The organism is Mesorhizobium sp. M0106, from assembly GCF_040322715.1.
Lineage (GTDB): Bacteria > Pseudomonadota > Alphaproteobacteria > Rhizobiales > Rhizobiaceae > Mesorhizobium.
Window position 1 is genome coordinate 47,763 of record NZ_JAMYUA010000033.1, and the last position, 18,236, is coordinate 65,998.

Annotated in this window: 14 protein-coding genes; 3 read left to right on the forward strand and 11 right to left on the reverse strand. The window is 61.9% G+C overall.

Going from position 1 to position 18,236, the window contains the following annotated elements; all coding sequences use genetic code 11:
* Positions 1-136: 136 nt before the first annotated feature.
* On the forward strand, positions 137-1,255 hold the full coding sequence (locus NKJ55_RS25865; RefSeq protein ID WP_352452359.1) for an NAD(P)/FAD-dependent oxidoreductase: 1,119 nt from the start codon (positions 137-139) through the stop codon (positions 1,253-1,255).
* A 221-nt stretch (positions 1,256-1,476) separates the two neighbouring features.
* Positions 1,477-2,484 (forward strand): cell division protein FtsZ, encoded by a 1,008-nt coding sequence (gene ftsZ / locus NKJ55_RS25870; RefSeq protein WP_023677189.1) that lies wholly within the window; start codon positions 1,477-1,479, stop codon positions 2,482-2,484.
* A 43-nt stretch (positions 2,485-2,527) separates the two neighbouring features.
* On the opposite strand, the gene NKJ55_RS25875 is transcribed toward ftsZ, so the two are convergent.
* The 7 genes from NKJ55_RS25875 to NKJ55_RS25905 form a co-directional block, all read right to left on the reverse strand.
* Positions 2,528-3,544 carry a phosphotransferase family protein gene (locus tag NKJ55_RS25875; protein WP_352452367.1) on the reverse strand — a complete coding sequence of 339 codons (1,017 nt, stop codon included), beginning with the start codon at positions 3,542-3,544 and terminating at the stop codon, positions 2,528-2,530.
* A gap of 7 nt (positions 3,545-3,551) precedes the next feature.
* Positions 3,552-4,793, reverse strand: coding sequence for an acyl-CoA dehydrogenase family protein (locus NKJ55_RS25880; RefSeq protein ID WP_352452368.1), 1,242 nt, complete (start codon positions 4,791-4,793; stop codon positions 3,552-3,554).
* 223 nt (positions 4,794-5,016) lie between these two features.
* Positions 5,017-7,158 carry a beta-galactosidase gene (locus tag NKJ55_RS25885; protein ID WP_352452360.1) on the reverse strand — a complete coding sequence of 714 codons (2,142 nt, stop codon included), beginning with the start codon at positions 7,156-7,158 and terminating at the stop codon, positions 5,017-5,019.
* Positions 7,159-7,176: 18 nt separating this feature from the next.
* Entirely contained in the window at positions 7,177-8,316 is a 1,140-nt protein-coding gene (locus NKJ55_RS25890; RefSeq protein ID WP_352452361.1) for an ABC transporter ATP-binding protein, read from the reverse strand.
* Between the two features lie 61 nt (positions 8,317-8,377).
* On the reverse strand, positions 8,378-9,229 hold the full coding sequence (locus NKJ55_RS25895; protein WP_352452362.1) for a carbohydrate ABC transporter permease: 852 nt from the start codon (positions 9,227-9,229) through the stop codon (positions 8,378-8,380).
* The gene (locus NKJ55_RS25900) at positions 9,229-10,113 is read right to left on the reverse strand and encodes a carbohydrate ABC transporter permease (RefSeq protein ID WP_023677182.1); all 885 of its coding nucleotides are present in this window, start codon (positions 10,111-10,113) and stop codon (positions 9,229-9,231) included. Before NKJ55_RS25900 ends, NKJ55_RS25895 begins: the two co-directional genes overlap by 1 nt.
* A 71-nt stretch (positions 10,114-10,184) precedes the next feature.
* Entirely contained in the window at positions 10,185-11,456 is a 1,272-nt protein-coding gene (locus tag NKJ55_RS25905; RefSeq protein ID WP_352452363.1) for an ABC transporter substrate-binding protein, read from the reverse strand.
* 243 nt (positions 11,457-11,699) lie between these two features.
* On the opposite strand from NKJ55_RS25905, the gene NKJ55_RS25910 reads away from it, so the two are divergent.
* Positions 11,700-12,902 (forward strand): ROK family transcriptional regulator, encoded by a 1,203-nt coding sequence (locus NKJ55_RS25910; RefSeq protein ID WP_352452364.1) that lies wholly within the window; start codon positions 11,700-11,702, stop codon positions 12,900-12,902.
* 26 nt (positions 12,903-12,928) lie between these two features.
* Here NKJ55_RS25910 and NKJ55_RS25915 read toward each other — a convergent pair whose 3' ends face one another.
* From NKJ55_RS25915 to NKJ55_RS25930, 4 genes are read right to left on the reverse strand one after another with little or no spacing between them, the layout of a single operon-like run.
* Entirely contained in the window at positions 12,929-14,299 is a 1,371-nt protein-coding gene (locus NKJ55_RS25915) for an alpha-glucosidase/alpha-galactosidase (protein WP_031211901.1), read from the reverse strand.
* A 21-nt stretch (positions 14,300-14,320) separates the two neighbouring features.
* Positions 14,321-15,988, reverse strand: coding sequence for an ABC transporter ATP-binding protein (locus NKJ55_RS25920; protein WP_352452369.1), 1,668 nt, complete (start codon positions 15,986-15,988; stop codon positions 14,321-14,323).
* Positions 15,989-15,998: 10 nt separating this feature from the next.
* The gene (locus NKJ55_RS25925) at positions 15,999-17,132 is read right to left on the reverse strand and encodes an ABC transporter permease (RefSeq protein WP_352452365.1); all 1,134 of its coding nucleotides are present in this window, start codon (positions 17,130-17,132) and stop codon (positions 15,999-16,001) included.
* Position 17,133: 1 nt separating this feature from the next.
* Positions 17,134-18,141, reverse strand: coding sequence for an ABC transporter permease (locus NKJ55_RS25930; protein ID WP_352452370.1), 1,008 nt, complete (start codon positions 18,139-18,141; stop codon positions 17,134-17,136).
* Between the last annotated feature and the right edge of the window lie 95 nt (positions 18,142-18,236).

Below are 18,236 nucleotides of genomic sequence, written 5' to 3' on the forward strand. Positions count from 1 at the left end.
CCGCCGCCGGTCCGCCTCGGCAGGTCCCCGTGCATTATGCCGTTTGATGCATCTTTCTCGAACGGTATAGTGTCAAGCGCTTTCGACAGGGCCAGCGGATGGATGGACGCATGCAGAACTTCGGCTTGACCTGACCGTGGACCATGTTGACTGCATTGTCGCCGGCGCCGGCGTTGTTGGCCTGGCGATCGCGCGAGAGATGGCGCAGCGCGGCATCGATACGCTGGTCCTGGAAGCCGAGAACGCTATCGGCACCGGGACAAGCTCGCGCAATTCCGAGGTCATCCATGCCGGCCTCCACTATCCGGTTGGATCGCTGAAAGCCCGGTTCTGCGTGGCCGGCCGGGAAAGACTCTATCGCTATTGCGAGGAGCGGGCGGTCCCACACACGCGCTGCGGCAAGCTCATCGTTGCCACAAGTGCCGAACAGGAGCCGGTGCTCGCCTCAATCCGGGCCAATGCACGCGCTTGCGGCGCCGGCGACCTGTTGCGCTTGACCGAAGCCGAGGCGCATACGCTGGAGCCCAGCCTTAAGTGCACGGCGGCGCTGCTGTCGCCCGCCACCGGCATCATCGACAGCCATGCCCTGATGCTCGCCCTGTTGGGCGACGCCGAGGAGCACGGGGCGGCACTTAGTCTCAACACGCGCATCGCCTCCGGCCGCATCGAAGCAGGCCGCGTCGTGCTCGAGACGGTGGACGCTGCCGGCGGCGAGCGCTTCGAGATCGCCACTCCGCGTTTCGTCAATGCCGCCGGGCTTGGCGCCGCAGCACTTGCCGGTTCGCTTGAAGGGCTCAATCAGCAATTCGTGCCAAAGCTCCATTATGCCAAGGGCAATTATTTTTCGGTGGCCGGCCGGGCGCCGTTCTCGCGATTGGTCTATCCGGTGCCCGAACCCGGCGGGCTCGGTGTTCATCTGACACTCGACCTTGATGGCGTCGCCCGCTTCGGGCCGGACGTCGAATGGACCGATCAACTCGACTACCGCGTCGACCCGGCTCGTGGCGAGCGCTTCTACAGCGAGATCCGCAAATACTGGCCGGACCTGGCCGATGGCAGCCTGCAACCCGCTTACAGCGGCATCCGGCCAAAACTGTCCGGTCCCGGTGCGGCCAACGCCGACTTCGTCGTCCAGGACGTGGCGGTGCACGGCGTGGATAGCCTGGTCAACCTGTTCGGCATCGAAAGCCCGGGCCTGACCTCCTGCCTGACAATTGCCGACCATGTCGCGCAGTGCCTCGCGCCGAAGTTGTAGCGTGCGGCGCCCCGCGCCGCGATCTGCACTGTATCAAGGCGCATTGCGTGAATTTTCAGACGCAAGTCGCCTATGAGGCACATCGCGCACTTGCAGCCCGCTCCGCGCTCTGATTCCCTTCGTGCTGGGCTGTCCTGATTCGCACTGCCCGGTTCAAAGTTTTCGCAGTGCGCCCGGGACAAGCTTCCAGCGACCACTCGGCGTATCCAGGGAGAACGGCAATGAACACCGCGACGAGGCCGGTAATCTCGGAGATGAGGCCCAAGATCACCGTCGTCGGGGTCGGCGGCGGCGGCGGCAACGCCGTCAACAACATGATCGCCGAAGGCCTGCAGGGCGCGGAATTCATCGTCGCCAACACCGATGCCCAGGCCCTTGCCATGTCGAAGGCAACGAGGCTGATCCAGTTGGGCGCTCATATCACCGAAGGTCTCGGCGCCGGGTCCCTGCCCGAGGTCGGCCGTGCCGCGGCCGTGGAATCCATCGACGAGATCATGGATCACCTTGCTGGAACGCACATGTGCTTCGTGACCGCCGGCATGGGAGGCGGAACCGGCACCGGTGCCGCGCCTGTTATAGCGCAGGCAGCGCGGGCAGCCGGAATACTGACCGTTGCCGTCGTCACCAAGCCATTCGTCTTCGAAGGCAGGCGCCGCATGTACGCTGCCGATGAGGGCATCGAGCGCCTGCGCGAAAGCGCCGATACCGTCATCGTCATTCCCAACCAGAACCTGTTCAGGATCGCCGACGCCAGAACCACGTTCGCCGACGCCTTCGCCATGGCCGACCGGGTCCTCTATGCGGGTGTCGGCTGCATCACCGATCTGATCGTCAAGGAAGGCCTGATCAATCTCGACTTCGCCGATGTGAAGTCGGTGATGCGCGACATGGGCCGCGCCATGATGGGAACCGGCGAAGCCGCCGGAGAAGGCCGCGCCAAGAAGGCAGCGGAAGCGGCAATCGCCAACCCGCTGCTCGACGAAGCTTCGATGATGGGCGCCAAGGGCGTCCTTGTCTCGATATCGGGCGGCATGGACATGACGCTGTTCGAGGTCGACGAAGCCGCTACCCGCATCCGCGAGGAGGTCGACAACGATGCCGACATCATCGTCGGCGCCATCTTCGACAAGGCACTCGCCGGAAAATTCAGGGTGTCGGTCGTGGCGACCGGCTTGCGGCGTGGCCTGGAGATTCCACTGCTTGCCGAACCGGAAGTCCGCATGAACTGAACGCGTATCGCTGCAACTCGCTCAGCCGACCGCCAGCCTCGCGTCACCAGGGCCGCGCGCCGTCGATGACTTCCATGGCGCGTAGAGCAAAACAGCCGGCCAGCGGTGCCACATCCGCCGCATCGGCCGCAACCGCGCTGCCGGCCAGCACGCGGTCGGCGATGCCGACGAAGATCACGGCAAAGCGGAACATGGCAAACACCAGATGGAACCGCTGCAGCGGCGCCGTCGGCACGGCGTGGGCGAAGTAATGATCGAGGAATTCGCGCTGTGTCGGAATCCCGAGCGCTGCCTGATCAAGGCCGAGGATGCCGCCATATTCGTCCGATGAGGAATGCCAGGGCATCGAGCAGAAGCCGAGATCAGCAAGCGGATGGCCGAGGGTCGATAACTCCCAGTCGAGTATGCCGATCACCTCGGGCCGCTCGGGATGGAAGATGAGATTGCCGAGACGGAAATCGCCATGCGCGATCGAAACGTGGCCGTCATCTGGCGGAAGATGTCGCGGCAGCCATTCGGCGACGGCTTCGAGCGCGGCAATGCGCTCGCTCGGCGATTCCCGCAACTGTCTGGTCCAGCGCGCGATCTGTCGCTCAAAATAGTTCCCGGGACGGCCATAGTCGCCGAGCCCAACCTCTTCCGGCCGGACTGCGTGCAGCTTTGCCAGCGCCTCGGCCATGCCGAAATAGATGCCGCGCCGCTCGTCCGGCGCCAGTCCCGGCAACGAGCCATCGTGGAACACCCGGCCGTCGAGCCGCTGCATCAGATAGAACGGCGTGCCGAGCGGCTCGTCGCCGTCGTGATAGAGCACCGGCCGCGGCACCGGCACCTTTGTCGACGCTAGCGCCTCGATCACCCGGTACTCGCGATCGACCGCATGAGCGCCGCGCAGGATCGGTCCCGGAGGTTTCTTGCGCAGCACCATGCGGCGGCCGCCATAGTCGACGAAATAGGTCGGGTTGGATTGGCCGCCGACGATCCGCTCAAGCGACATTTGGCCATCGCCAAAATGCGCTCTCAGAAAATCCTCCAGGCGTACTGGATCGAAATCCATCCTCATTGCCAGCTCAGCGGTTCCCGCCGCGACCTGTTTCGTCTTGTCTGCCGGCTTCGACATGCCAGCGCCAGAAGCCCGCACCTTCCTCGTTGAGAAAGCGGTTGAGCACCATCTTGTGGACCTCGTCGGCGCCGTCGACCAGGCGAGCCTGGCGGGCGTAGCGGTAGATCCATTCGAGTACAGTGTCTTTCGAATAGCCGCGGGCGCCGTTGATCTGGATCGCCACGTCGGCGGCTTCATGCAGCACATTGGCGACCTGGATCTTGGCCATGGAGACCTCCTTGCGGGCAAAGCCGCCGCGATCGAGCTCCCAGGCCGCCTTCATCACCAGCAGCCGCCCGATCTCGATGCGCATGGCAAGGTCGCCGAGCATCAGCTGGATACTCTCATGGTCGGCCAAAAGCTGCCCGAAACCGCTACGCTCGGCGGCATAGGCGCGCGCGATCTCGATGCAGCGCTTGGCAAGCCCGAGCCAACGCATGCAATGGGTGAGCCGCGCCGGACCGAGCCGGACCTGGGTAACCATGAGGCCGCTGCCTTCGCCGGCAAGCACGTCCTCGACCGGGACTTCCAGGCCGTCGAACTCCAGCTCGCAATGGCCGCCATGTTCTTCCGGTCCCATGATCTCGATGCGCCGCACGATCCGCCAGCCCGGCTGGTCCTTGTGGAACAGCAAGGCCGAAAGGCCGTGACGCGGATCGTCCGAAGTGCGCGCAATGAGAATGAAGTGGCTCGCCTCTTGCGCGCCGGTGATGAACCATTTGCGGCCTTTGACGACATATCTGTCGCCGCGCCGTTCGGCTCTGGTCATGATCATCGACGGATCGGAGCCGCCGCCCGGATGCGGTTCCGTCATTGCGAAAGCCGAACGCACCTTGCCCTCGACGATCGGCTTCAGCCATCTTTGCTTCTGCTCCGGCGTTCCCAACCGTTCCAGCACCATCATGTTGCCATCGTCGGGGGCCGCGGAATTGAACACGACCGGACCGAAGATCGAGCGGTTCATCTCTTCATAGCAGACGGCCATATCCACCTTGGAAAGGCCGGCCCCGCCGGTCTCGGGTTTCAGCTGCAGGCACCACAGGCCGGCTGCTTTCGCCTTGCGCCGCAGCGTTTCAAGCAGCGGCAGCGCAATATTGCCATGGCCGTCATAGCAAGCCTTGTCAGCCTCGAGCGGCAGGATTTCGCGCTCGACGAAATCGGCGATCCGGCTGCGGAAGGCCTCGGTTCGGACGGAAATGTCGAAATTCATGGCGCTCACAAGGATGAAACGAGATGCCGCCATCGGCTCCGATGGTCGCGCCGGTAGTGTAACTGCCGTCGTTGAATGGGAGCAACAGCAGTTCGCCGGCCGTTCCTTGCGCACGTCAAAGCGCCGGTTCGATATGGATCGATGCCGGCGTGCTGCCGATGGCGGTCGAATTCCAGGATCAAAGAGTACTCAGGTTTCGTATGGCTAACGTCCGCGACAATGCTCAGGTCAATTCGAGGACAGCGCAGCCATAGCCGTCCAGCGTCAACACTCCGGAGACAGGTCCTTCGCTATCGAGCAGGTTGCTGCCGAAGGGAACGCCGGTTACCGCAACGGGCGTGTCTTTGATGTTTTGCACGAACAGCAGCCGGCGTTCGTCATTCTCGCGCATCGTGACCTCGACGCCGTCCGGCAGATCCGGAACCAGAGGCTCCACATTCGCATCCACGAAAGTGCGCGCAGCCAGTTGAGCTGTCAGCTCCGGGGTTAGATAAGTGCCGACATAGAGCACACGGCCCTTGCCGACGGCGCGGGAGGTAATTGCAGGCGTTCCTGCCGCGTAGCGGTTCGACCAAACCCCTACAATTTCGACTTCCGGTTCGACTGCGAGGTTCTCATAGAAATAACCGGCATCGAACTCGTGGTTTCCGACGGTGAAACGACGGATACGGCGGCTGGATTCGGCCGGTCTGTCGGGAGGAACGACGAGCCCGCCGGAGCGCGACATGGTATTGAACAGGCCATTGGCCCCAGGTGCCGCCAGCCGCCCGAAATCCTCGACGCGAACGCCGGTCAGCTTCGACAGCGACTGGCCCGGCGCTGTCTCGCGGATGACGTGGTTGTTTTCGTCGCGGGTTCCCGTGCGCGCGCCGATGATGACGGTACCGCCATTTTCGGCAAAGACTTGCAGCCGCTCGGTCCAGCTGTCCTTCCAGATCACCCAATGCGGCACGTAGAACACCTTGAGCTTCGACAGATCGTCTTCCGGGTGGATGAAGCCGCAGGCGATGCCGCGGTCATAGCAATACTGATGCAGCAAGGTTGCATCATCCTGCGGACTTGGCAGGCCGATGGGGAAGGTCTTGTGGGCTTCCTGATTGTCGAAGTCCGAGCCGGCGATGCCGACATCCATCCGCACATGGGTGCCCAGGATCTTGTCTTTAAGCGCCGTCATCTCGGTGGCGAACTGCCTGGCTTCGTCATAGCGGCGGCGAGCGACATCATCATGGTCTATGATGCCCATCCAGTATATCTCGGCGCCGAAATGTGCGGGACGCCAGCGGAAGAACATGATCCCATCGGCGCCACGCGCAACCGACGACATCGCCATGCGTCGCATTTCGCCCGGCTCCGGCGTCAGCGTGCAGAAGCCCGGCTGGGCGCCAAAACCCGACTGTTGTTCCGGCACTATGTAGTTGCCGGAAAATCCCCTGCAGATGTCGAGATGCAGCGCCTGGATCTTGGCGTGATTGCCGAGGCGAAAGAACTCGTCATAGAGGAACGGATAGATGTCGTAGCCGACGAAATCGAGATCGGTGGAGAATTGGCCGCGAAAGTCGATGTCACGCAATCCGCCGAGATTGTGGAAGATGAACCAACTGGCATTCGCTTTTCTCAGGATCTCGACCTGGTCGTGCTGGAACCGTGCTGTCGAAAAGGCGAGAAAACGGTGGTAGTCCTGGAGGTGACCGGGACCGGGAAAGGACGGGGAAAAATCCAGCGGGAAGACAATTTCGCGGAAATCGCCGTAAGCCGTCGCCCAGAAATCGCCACCCCAGGCGAAGTTCAGCCTGTCTATCGTCTGGTAGGTTTCCTGGAGATAAGCCTGGAATTCCTTCAATGCCGACGGCGAATAGGATTCCGGCATGCTGGTGTTGAGTTCGTTGTCGGTCTGCCAGCCTATGACATTTGCATTGTCGCGGTAGTGGTCCGCCATCGCCCTGGTAATCTTGCGGCTATAGTCGCGAAACACCGGGCTGCTGGTGTCGGCATACTGGCGCGAGCCGTGGCCCATCGACCGGCCATTTCCATCAAGCCGCAGGATTTCCGGATGCTTTGCGGTCAGCCAGCGCGGCGGGGTGGCGGTCGGCGTGCACAGGATCGTGTTGACGCCGTGACGCGCGAGGCCCTCGATTGCCCGGTCGAACAGGTCGAAATCGAAGATGCCTTCACGCGGTTCGAAAATGTGCCAGGCGAATTCGCCGAGGCGGGCGACGTTGAAGCCGGCCTCGGCCATGCGCCTGGCGTCATTGTCCCAGTAACTCTCGTCCACATGCTCGGGGTAATGCGGCGCACCGACCAGAAAGCGGTCGGTCTGGATCGTGCGCCAGACCGACAGGGCGCGGCCGTTTGAAGTCTTGTTCACGAAGGATACTCCTGCAGGTCAGTCGGTGATGGTGGGTTTACGGGCACTGATGGTCCGCTCATCGGCAGAGGAAAAGAGATAGACGTCACGCGGCTCGACCTTTAAGCCGACGGTCGCGTCGGCAGAGACAGCGCTCGCATGGCCGATCTGGACGGTGACGTTGCCGCTGCCGCTTTCAGAACTGACGCATTGCAGCGGGCCGGCGTCGGCATAGAGGATGGTTTCGCGGCCGAGATGCTCGACCAGCCGCACCCGTCCTGCACAACTCGCTGTCCCTTCCGCGGCCAAGCTGATGCTCTCCGGCCGAATCCCCATCGTCACCCTATCGCCGACCTGTACGGATGCCGCTTCCGTCAGTTCGACAGTCAAAGGAGAAAGACCGGCGGTCGACAGCGTAGCGGCGCCGCCGGAGACAGCGGCGACGGTCACTTCGAAAAAATTCATTCGGGGTGCGCCGAGGAAGCCCGCGACGAAGAGATTGGCCGGATTGCGGTAGAGTTCGAGCGGAGCGCCCACCTGCTCGACCGAGCCGCGATTGAGCACGACGATACGGCTCGCCATTGTCATCGCCTCGGTCTGGTCGTGTGTGACATAGACCATGGTGGCGCCCAGCCTGGCGTGCAGATCGGAAAGCTCGACGCGCATCTGCGTGCGCAGCGCTGCGTCGAGGTTGGACAATGGTTCGTCGAACAGGAACACGTCGGGCGAGCGGGTTATCGCACGGCCGATCGCCACACGCTGACGCTGGCCGCCGGAAAGCTGTTTCGGCCGCTTGTCGAGCTGGTCGGTAATGCGAAGGATCTTGGCGGCTCGCAGCACGGCGGCATCGATCTCGGCCTTGGGGCGATGCGCCATGCGCAGGCCGAAACCCATGTTCTCGGCGACGGTCATATGCGGGTAAAGCGCATAGGACTGGAAGACCATGGCAATGCCGCGCTCACCCGGCTCGGTGGTGGTGACATCACGGCCGTTGATCAGAATCTTACCGGTCGAGACGGTTTCAAGCCCGGCGATGATCTTCAACAGCGTTGACTTGCCACAGCCGGACGGCCCGACGGTGACAATGAACTCGCCCTGTTCGACGCTGAGATCGATGCCGCGCAGCGCGTGGTAGCTGCCATAATTCTTTTGTATCTGCCGGAGTTCAAGACTGGTCATGGAGCCCTGCTTGCGAAATCAGTTTCGGATCGGGTGGGCGACGCCTTGAAGTCATGGTCGCTCATCCCTTGACCGCTCCCATGGTGAGGCCGGTGATGAAGTGCTTCTGCATTAGGAAGAACATGGCAACCGGCGGCAAAGCCACGACGATGGTGCCAGCCGAGATCAGGTTCCAGGCCGAAACCCATTCGCCGCGCAGGTTGGCGAGGCCGGCGGTTACCGGTTTGACGGTATCGCTGATGGTGAGCACGACCGCCCAAAAATAATCGTTCCAGATAAAGGTGAAGAGCAGGATGGCCAGCGCCGCGAGAGCCGGCCGCACCAATGGGACCACGACATGTACCAATGTCTGAAACGGCGTCGCGCCCTCGGCCCTGGCGGCCTGAAACAGTTCTCCCGGCAAGGCGGCGATGAAGTTGCGCATGAACAGTGTCGCAAACCCGGTCTGGAAGGCGATGTGGAAGATGATCAGGGCCGCCATCGTGTCGTAGAGATTGAGCCGCACCATGAGATCGCGCACCGGGATCATCATGATCTGGTGCGGCAGGAAGTTTCCGCCGACGAACAGGGCGAAGACGAGCATATTGCCGCGAAACCGGTAACGGGCGAGCACGAACCCAGCGAGCGTGCTCAAGATGAGAACGCCCATCACCGAGGGGATGGTGATCGTCAGGCTGTTGAGGAAGTAGCGGGCCATCGGCGTCTGGGTGAAGACCGCCGTGTAGTTGTCGACCAGGCCGAATTGGGTCGGCCAGCCCCACAGATTGCCGCCCATTACATCCTGCGTAGAGCGGAACGAGGTAAGGATGATGGCAAAGAGCGGCGCCAGCCAGACAATCAGGATGCCGACCACCAGCACGACATAGAGGCCACGCTGCCAAATAGCAGTCTCGGGGATCGGGCGGGGAAACATCAGCCGCCTCTTTCATCGGCGCGGATCATCCGCGTCAGGTACCAGGCGATGAAGACCGCCATGATCACGAACAGCACCGAGGCAATGGCCGCGCCATAGCCGAAGCGGTAGGAAAATATGGACTGCTCGAACATCTGATAGGCAAGCACCTCGGACGAACCGAAGGGGCCGCCGCTGGTCATCACCGAGACCATGTCGAAGGAACGCAGTGCGCCGACGACAGTGACGGCGATGGCGATAAAGGTGACCTGCGTCAGCTGCGGCAACACGATGTGGCGCAGCATGTTCCAGCCCCTGGCGCCGTCGACCCGCCCGGCGCCGATCAGGTCCTCGCTGAGATTGTTGAGGCCGGCGAGATAGAGCACCATGCAGAAGGCGATCTGCGGCCACAACGCTGCGATCACGACGGCGAAGGTGACGAAATTTTCATCCGACAGCACTGCCGGGGCGGTCGCGCCGAAGGTGCGGAAGATCAGGGCGAGAAGTCCGAATTCCGGCGTATAGACCCAGGTGAAGACCACGCCGACGGCAACCGAAGCCAGCACCAGCGGAATGAAGAACAGCGATTTGAGCAGGCGCATGCCGCGGATTTTCTGGTTGACGAGCAGCGCGATGGCGAGGCCGAGCGGCGGCGCCAGCATGAACATCACCAACCAGATCAGATTGTTTTTCAGCGAAACATAGAACTGTGGGTCGGCGAACAATTCGCGGTAGTTGCCAAGGCCGATCCAGACCATCGGGCTGAATCCGTCCCATTCGTGCAGGCTGATCCATAGGCTCTCGACCGCAGAGGCCAGAATGACGACGGAAAACAGCACAGCGGCTGGCAGGATCAGAAGTGTCGGTGTCAGCCACCAGCGATGGCGGCGCCAAAGCTTCGTCATTTTGGGAGACCTCATTCACGGAATGCATCGGGGAGCAGAGCACGAACCCCGCTCCCCTCCGCTGGGAGGCGCTAGATCTTGAAGATCCGGCGACGGGTTCCCTCGAGACGGTGAAGAATGGCGTCCCGGCGCTCCGGCTTGGCCATGAATTCCTGGAAGCCGACCAGGCCGGCCTGGGCCATGTCGGGATCAGTATCGCGGTCGTAATATTGCGACGTGCCGGCCACCGTCTTCAGGCTTTCCACAGCCGCGTTGACCAGCGGGTCCTTGCTGGCCGGAAGGTCGTTGCGCGGCGGAACGTTGCCGCCGGGTTCCAGATAGGGGCCGAAATTTTCCGGCTGGTAGAAGAAGGCGAGGAACTCGCGGGCACCCGCCTTGTTCTTGGCGTTGGCCGGGATGTGGACCGAATTGACCGAGAATTCTTCGTAGCGGTCGAGGGCGCCGTCAATCTTCGGGAAAGGGGCGAATGTCAGCTGCTCGAGATCCTGCTCAGGGAAAGTAGCTTTCACGAAGGCACCGAGGTTCATCATGCCGGCCTTCTTCTGGGCGAGGAAGGCGCCGGCCTCCTGCCAGCCGAACGACGTCTGATCCGGGGTGAAGAAACCCTGCTTGATCAGCTCTTCCCAGTGGTCGAAAACAGGCGTCAGCGCCGGGTCGGTGTAAGCCATCTTGCCGTTCATCAAGGCAAAATGCTTGTCGAGACCGTTGATCCGCAGGTTCATCTGGTCGAACCATCCGGCCGCCGGCCAGAGTTCCTTGGTGCCGATGCTGACGGGAATAAGGCCGGCAGCCTTGGACTTCTGGCCGTAAGCAAGGAATTCGTCCCAGGTCGCCGGCACCGTCAGTCCGTGCTTGGCAAAGACGTCCTTGCGATAGAACATGCCCCACATCGTGCCGCCAGTCGGCAGGCCATACTGCTTGCCGTCGACAGTGACGGCACCGGTCGTGGCACCCAGCACGTCCTTGTACTTTTCCTTCTCGAACAGATCCGAGATGTCGTCGAACAGGCCGCGGGTGACGAAGGCGCGCATGCGGTTTCCGGAGAACCAGAAGCAGACATCCGGCGCGCCGGCGACAAGGTAGTTGCGGATCGCGGTCTTGTGAGCCTCGTGATCCATATTGTTGATCACAACCTTGGTGCCGGACTGCTTCTCGAAATCGGCCGCGATGCGCCGCAAGATCCGCAGGGCATCGGCATTGTTTTCGTCTGAAATGATTGTGACTTCGCTCGACTGGCTGAGTGCCGGCATCGGGAAGCCCGCGAGAGCTCCAGCAGAAATGCCCCCGGCTCCCTTCAGGAAATTGCGCCGCGTCGACGGCTTTTCAATCCACTTGAACGTCATTGTTACTCCTCCCGTGTTGTCAATTCTCTACTGGCACACCGGCCGGCGCGGTTGTTCTTCTCAACGGCACGGCTCACCTCCCGGGCAAGGGAATATGCTTGCCCGCTGCTTCAGAGCGCGGTGACATTGCTAACCGGATTAATTTCGCTGACCCCCGGTTCGGGTGTTGAACAGTCGGGCAAACTTACGCATATGTTTTCTCGAGAGGCAATAATTAATTTACAAAATTAAGAAAGCAGATCCGTGAAGCTCAAGGGTGACCCGAGCACGACTCGGGCGATGAACCGCAGACTGATCCTCAATCTCTTGCGGCAGCAAGGAGCGCGCAGCCGGGCCGACATAGCGTCAGTTACCGGCCTTAGTCCGGCAGCGGTCACCTTCGTCGTGGCCGACCTCATCGAGGATGGCCTGCTGATCGAAGGCAAGACAGTCGTGGGCTCGGCTGGGCGCCGCCCTATCCCGGTGGATATCAACTATGCCAACGGCCTTGCCATAGGTTTCAAGCTGATGGTCGGATCGGTCGAATGCGTGGTCACCGATCTTGCGACCAATCCGCTGGGGTCTCTGCGCGTCAAGCTCTCGGACAGCGATCCCGACCATATCATAGCGACCTTGGCCAAGGCGGTACCGGAGCTGATTTCCATTGTCGATCGGCCCGCTGCCAAGCTTGCCGGGATCGGCGTTTCAATGCCTGGCGTCATAGACAACCAGAAGGCTGTATGTATCCGCAGCAATCGCTACAACTGGGACAACGTTCCCCTTGGCCCGATGCTGGCCGAACTGGTAGACGTCCCCGTGTGGCTTGAGGACGACACCAATGCCTATGCCATTGCCCAGCAACTCTTCGGCCTCGGACGCCAGCACCGCAATATGGCTGTGCTGGCGATCGGCGTCGGAATCGGCTGCGCGCTCGTCTTCGATGGCAAACTCTATCGCGGCGCGAACGGTGCCGCCGGCAAGTTCGGCCACAGCTCTTATGAGGAGAACGGCCGCCTTTGCGAGTGCGGAAAACGCGGCTGCCTGATGGCCTATTACGCCGAGCCGGCGGTCCTGCGCACCTGGCGCGAAGCCACAGGCCACGACGAAGCGCATTGCAAAGCCACCCTTATGGCAGCCTTGGCAGACCGCGAACCGCGAGCCGTCGCCATTCTCGAAGAAGCCGGACATGGCATCGGCCGGCATCTCGCCAACCTTGTCAACATCACCGACCCGGAGGTCATTGTCGTCGGCGGTGAAGCCGTGTCGTTTGGCGATGCGCTGTTTGGCCCAATGCGGCTGACGCTTGGGAAAAATACCTTTCGCGCGGCACCACCAATGCTGCTGGACTGGGAGGACAATTCCTGGGCAAGGGGAGCGGCTGCTCTCGTAACGCAGAAGCTCTTTGATTTCGAAACATCTGCCGGCAACGCCGCTCCGCTTTCAAAGCCGGCCCTATGGTCGGCATAGGTGAGTGAAACAGACAGCCCTGCGCCTCAGGCCGCCCGAACGCTGCGCGCTCCACGCGCCCAGGCCGGCAGCCAATCGCCATGCGCAACCAGCAAATCATCGACCAGCGACCATATCTGGTCGAGGTCGAGCTCGGCCGCCGTGTGCGGGTCCATCATCGCCGCGTGGTAGATGTGCTCGCGGTTCTCGGTCATCAGCGCCTGGACCGTCAGCTCCTGGACGTTGATATTGGTGCGGATCAGCGCGGTGAGCTGCACCGGCAGGTCGCCAATGAACGTGGGTTGAATGCCGGAGGCGTCGACGAGGCATGGCACCTCGGCCGCGCAATTATACGGCAATGACGTGATGCAGCCATTGTTGCGGACGTTGCCGTAGATCACCGACGGCTCACCGGTCCAGACCGAGTTCATGATCGAGGACGCATATTCCTTCGACTGCTCCACTTCGATCTTGTCAGCCGAGCGATAGGCTTCCGCTTGCCCCTTCCAGCGTTCGATCTGCTCGATGCAGCGCTTCGGGTATTCGTCGAGCGGAATACCGAATTTCTCGATCAGATCCTCGCGCCCGTCCTTGATGAAATAGGGCGTGTATTCCGCGAAATGTTCGGAGCTCTCGGTGACGAAGTAACCGAGGCGCTTCAGCATTTCGTAGCGCACCTTGTTCGGGCAGCGCGGGTTCCATCCAGGCTTCGGCGCCCGCCCTTCGCTGTAGGCGCGCAGCAGATCCGGATAGAGATTGCGGTAGGAGCCGTCCGGCTGGCGATGCTCGAACTTCAGGTAGAAGGCCATGTGATTGATGCCGGCCGAGCGGTAGCGAATCTCCTCGTAGGGAATGTCGAGATCATGCGCCAGTTCCATCGCCGTGCCTTGCACCGAATGGCAGAGGCCGACCTGCTTGATGTCAGGGTATTTCTCCGCGATCGCCCAGGTGTTGATCGCCATCGGGTTGACATATTGCAGCATGATCGCCTGCGGGCAGACCGCGAGCATGTCCTCGCAGATCTTCCAGAGATGCGGCACGGTTCTCAACCCTCGCATGATGCCGCCGACACCGAGCGTATCGGCGATGGTCTGGCGCAGCCCGTATTTCTTCGGAACTTCGAAATCAGTTACCGTGCAGGGCTCGTAGCCGCCGATCTGGAAGGCGACGACGACGAAATCGGCGCCCGCCAGCGCCTTGCGCTGGTCCGAATAGGTTTCGGCTTTGGCCTTTACGCCAAGCGTCGAGATCAGCTTGCCGACGACGATTGCGCTTTCCTCGAGCCGTTGCGGATTGATGTCCATCAGCGCGATCGTCGAGCCGGATAAAGCCGGACGCTGCAATATGTCGCCGACGATGTTCCTCATGAACACCGTCGAGCCAGCTCCGATGAAAGCGACCTTGGGATTTCTTGCCACAACAACCTCCGGCATAAGCAATTAGGCTACCTCGAAAGCGGCTTTGACCAGCCGTTCGGTGTAAGCGGTCTTGGGATGGGACAGGACTTCGTCGACCGGCCCCTCTTCGACGATCTTGCCGTGCTGCATGACGATGACGCGGTGGCACAGCGCCCGCACGACCTTGAGGTCGTGCGAGATGAAGATATAGCTCAGGCCCCGTTCGCGCTGCAGCTTGCGCAGCAATTCGATGATCTGCGCCTGGACCGAGAGATCCAGCGCCGATGTCGGCTCGTCGAGTACGATGAATTCCGGTTCGAGCGCGACGGCGCGGGCAATCGCAATACGCTGGCGCTGGCCGCCGGAAAACTCGTGCGGGAAACGCGAGAGGATATCGCCGGGCATGCCGGCGCTGATCAGCGCCTCGCGCACCCGCTCGATCCGATCGTTCCTGGTGGCGCCCATGCGGTTGACGACCAGCCCTTCCTCGATGATCTGGCCGATCGTCATGCGCGGGTTGAGCGACGAGAACGGATCCTGGAAAACGACCTGCATGCGCGACCGCAACGGCCGCATCTGCGCCCGCGAACAGCCATGGATCGGCCGGCCATCGAAATAGATCTCGCCGCTATCCGTGGTGTTGAGCCTGAGCAACGCCTCGCCGAAGGTGGTCTTGCCCGATCCGGATTCGCCAACGAGACCCAGCGTCTCGTGCCGCCGAAGGGTCAGGCTGAGGCTGTCGACGGCGACGAGTTCGCGCAGGTCCGGCCTCATGAACGTGCCATGCCGCAGCATGAAGGAGACGCGCACATTCCTAGCTTCAAGAATAACGTCGGCGCCTTCCGGCAACGGATTTGCCTGGCCGCGCGGCTCGGAGGCAAGCAGGTGACAGGTGTAGGGATGCTGTGGATTGGCGAACAGCTTCTCCGTCACATTGTGCTCGCGCATCTCCCCATGCTGCATGACGTAGACATAGTCGGAGAACTGCCGCACCACGGTCAGGTCGTGCGTGATCAGGATCACCGCCATGCGCAGTTTCTTCTGCAGGTTTCGGATGAGATTGAGGATCTGCGCCTGAACCGTGACGTCGAGCGCCGTCGTCGGCTCATCGGCGATCAGCACATCGGGATCGTTGGCCAGCGCCATGGCGATCATCACACGCTGGCGTTGGCCGCCGGAAAGCTGGTGCGGGTATTGTTTCAGCCGCGCATGGGGCTCAGGAATCTGTACCTGCTGCAGCAGCTCGAGCGCTCTTGCTTCGGCCTGCCTGCGGCTCATCTTGCGATGCACCCGTATCGCCTCGACGATCTGGCTGCCGATCGTGTAGATCGGGTTAAGCGAACTCATCGGCTCCTGAAAGATCATCGAGATGCGGTCGCCGCGCAGTTTGCGCCGCGCACGCTCGGAAAATTTCAGGATGTTGGCCCCGTTGTATTCGACAGTCGATTTCGGTGACACGACTGCGCGCTTCGACAACAGTCCCATGACGGTGCGCGCCGTCACCGACTTGCCCGATCCCGACTCGCCGACAATGGCGATCGTCTCGCCGCGATAGAGCTGGAAGGAGATGTCCTTGACGGCTTCGATCATGCCGTGTTCGACCTTGAAATCGACGGCGATGTTGCGGGCATCGATGACCGGGTTTTCCGAACGGCCGTCATGGTCGAGCCGGACAGGCGGTGCGAAGGATTTGACGAGCGCGTGTTGCATCATGTCATGCTCAATAAGGATCGACCGCATCGCGCAGTCCATCGCCAAGCGCGTTGAACGCGAAGACGGTGACAAGCACGAAGCCGACCGGCGAAAGGATCCAGGGATAAGTGCCGATGACCGAATAGGTCGCGGTGTCTTGCAGCATCAGGCCCCAGGAGATCAGCGGCGGCTTCACCGCGAAGCCGAGAAAACCGAGGAAGGATTCGAGCAGGACGACGCTGGGGATTGCCAACGTGACCGCAACGATGACGTGGCTCATCACGTTTGGAAAAATATGCTGCATGATGATGCGGCCATCTGTGGCGCCGACCGCCATCGCCGCACGAACGTAGTCGATCCGCGCCAGTGCCAGGGTCTTGCCGCGCACTTCGCGCGACATCTGCGCCCAGCCGAGTGCCGACATGACGACGATCACGAAGGCCAGGAAGACATTCGTCGGCGCCGTCACCGGAACCAGCGAGGTCAGCGCCAGATAAAGCGGCAATTGCGGAAACGCGAGCACCAGTTCGACGAAGCGCTGGACCCAGACGTCGAATGTGCCGCCGAAATAGCCCGACACCATGCCGACCGTCGTGCCGATCACGGTGACGATGAAGACCACGGTCAATGCGATCATCAACGAGATGCGCGAACCATAGATCGCACGAGCCAGCACATCGCGACCGAATTTGTCGGTGCCAAGGAAGTGCACCGGCTGGCCGTCGGTCGAGCCGAAGAAGTGCCGGTTCGCGGGAAGCAGGCCGAGCAGTCTGTACTCCGCTCCCTTGACGAAGAAGCCGAGCAGCCGCGGATGGTCGTAGTCCGGCCCGACGACGGGTTGGAAGGTAACCGGGTCGAGGTCTTCCGAATCCGCCAGGGCATAGACGCGTGGCTGGAAGACGAAGTTGCCGTCCTTGTCATGGAAGCTCATCACCTGCGGCGGGGCGAAGCCGACATCGGTCACCTTGGGATCCATCGGTGCGAAGAAGTCGGCAAACACCGCCAGCAGCACCAGAAACGCGACCAGGATGAGCCCGGCCATGCCGGTCCAGGACCGTTTCAGGCGGCGCCAGACGAGTGCGATGTAACTCTCATTGCCGCGCGGCTTGATCTTGGCCGGTTCCTCGGCAAGTGGCGGCAGCGAGGACTCGAAAGCAAGCATCTCAGGACCCTGCATATTGGCGCACACGCGGATCGAGCATGACGAGCAGCATGTCGGCGATGATGTTGCCGACGATCAGCGTCGCCGACAGCACCATCATGAATGTCGCCGTGACATAGACGTCGCCGACCGCCATCGAGCCAACGATCGCCGGGCCGACGGTCGGCAGGGCAAAGATGATCGCGGTCTCGATCTCGCCGGTCAGCATATAGGGCAGCACCACGCCCTGATACATGACCAGCGGATGCAGCGCATTGGGCACCGCATGGCGCATCACGACCGCACCGCCGCTGAGGCCCTTGGCGCGAGCGGTTTCGACATATTGCGCGTTCAGCGTGTCGAGCAGATTGCCGCGCATCACCCGCATGTTGTAGGCGAGCCCGCCGAAGGTGGCGATGGCGACAACCGGCCAGACATGCCGGACGAGATCGACGAACTTCGCCCAGGACCACGGCGCCCCGCCAAATTGCGGCGAAAAGAAGCTGCCGATCTCGGAGACGTTGAATTGGAAGACCAGCAAATAAACGATGATCAGCGCCATCAGGAAGCGCGGCACCGTCATGCCGAGGAAGGAAATCGCTGACAGCGTACTGTCGATCCAGCTGTACTGCCTGGTCGCCGCCCATATGCCGAAGGTGATACCGAGGACCGAGGCCAGCAGATGGCACACCAGCGCCAGGAGCAGCGTGCGCGGCAGCCGCTCGCCCACCACATCGGCCACCGGCTTATTGTAATAGAGGCTGTAGCCGAAATCGCCGCGGGTGATGATGCCGCCGATCCAGTTGAAATACTGGACGGGCAGCGGCTTATCGAGACCATGTTCTATCCGATAGGCCTTGGCCTGCGCGTCGGCCTCGGCGAATGAGGCCCCGCCCTGATTGATCAACTGCGAGCGGATGTAGTCGGCATAGTCGCCCGGCGGCGCCTGGATGATGGCGAAGGTGACCAGGCTCAGAATGGCGAGGACCGGGATCGCCGACGCTATGCGCGTGAGCAGGAATCGCAACATCGGTCGGTCCGCTTCCTTGTCTGGCCGGTCGCTCTCTTTGAGCATACGGAGGTTTGCTTTGTCCGGCCGCGCCAACTGGCGCGGGCGGAGGTGTC

Bases quoted from the DNA above. Each gene is read 5' to 3' on its own strand.
- ftsZ (WP_023677189.1), top strand. From the start codon at position 1,477: ATGAACACCGCGACGAGGCCGGTAATCTCGGAGATGAGGCCCAAGATC.
- NKJ55_RS25920 (WP_352452369.1), bottom strand. From the start codon at position 15,988: ATGCAACACGCGCTCGTCAAATCCTTCGCACCGCCTGTCCGGCTCGAC.
- NKJ55_RS25900 (WP_023677182.1), bottom strand. From the start codon at position 10,113: ATGACGAAGCTTTGGCGCCGCCATCGCTGGTGGCTGACACCGACACTT.
- NKJ55_RS25880 (WP_352452368.1), bottom strand. From the start codon at position 4,793: ATGAATTTCGACATTTCCGTCCGAACCGAGGCCTTCCGCAGCCGGATC.
- NKJ55_RS25890 (WP_352452361.1), bottom strand. From the start codon at position 8,316: ATGACCAGTCTTGAACTCCGGCAGATACAAAAGAATTATGGCAGCTAC.
- NKJ55_RS25930 (WP_352452370.1), bottom strand. From the start codon at position 18,141: ATGTTGCGATTCCTGCTCACGCGCATAGCGTCGGCGATCCCGGTCCTC.
- NKJ55_RS25925 (WP_352452365.1), bottom strand. From the start codon at position 17,132: ATGCTTGCTTTCGAGTCCTCGCTGCCGCCACTTGCCGAGGAACCGGCC.
- NKJ55_RS25895 (WP_352452362.1), bottom strand. From the start codon at position 9,229: ATGTTTCCCCGCCCGATCCCCGAGACTGCTATTTGGCAGCGTGGCCTC.
- NKJ55_RS25905 (WP_352452363.1), bottom strand. From the start codon at position 11,456: ATGACGTTCAAGTGGATTGAAAAGCCGTCGACGCGGCGCAATTTCCTG.
- NKJ55_RS25875 (WP_352452367.1), bottom strand. From the start codon at position 3,544: ATGAGGATGGATTTCGATCCAGTACGCCTGGAGGATTTTCTGAGAGCG.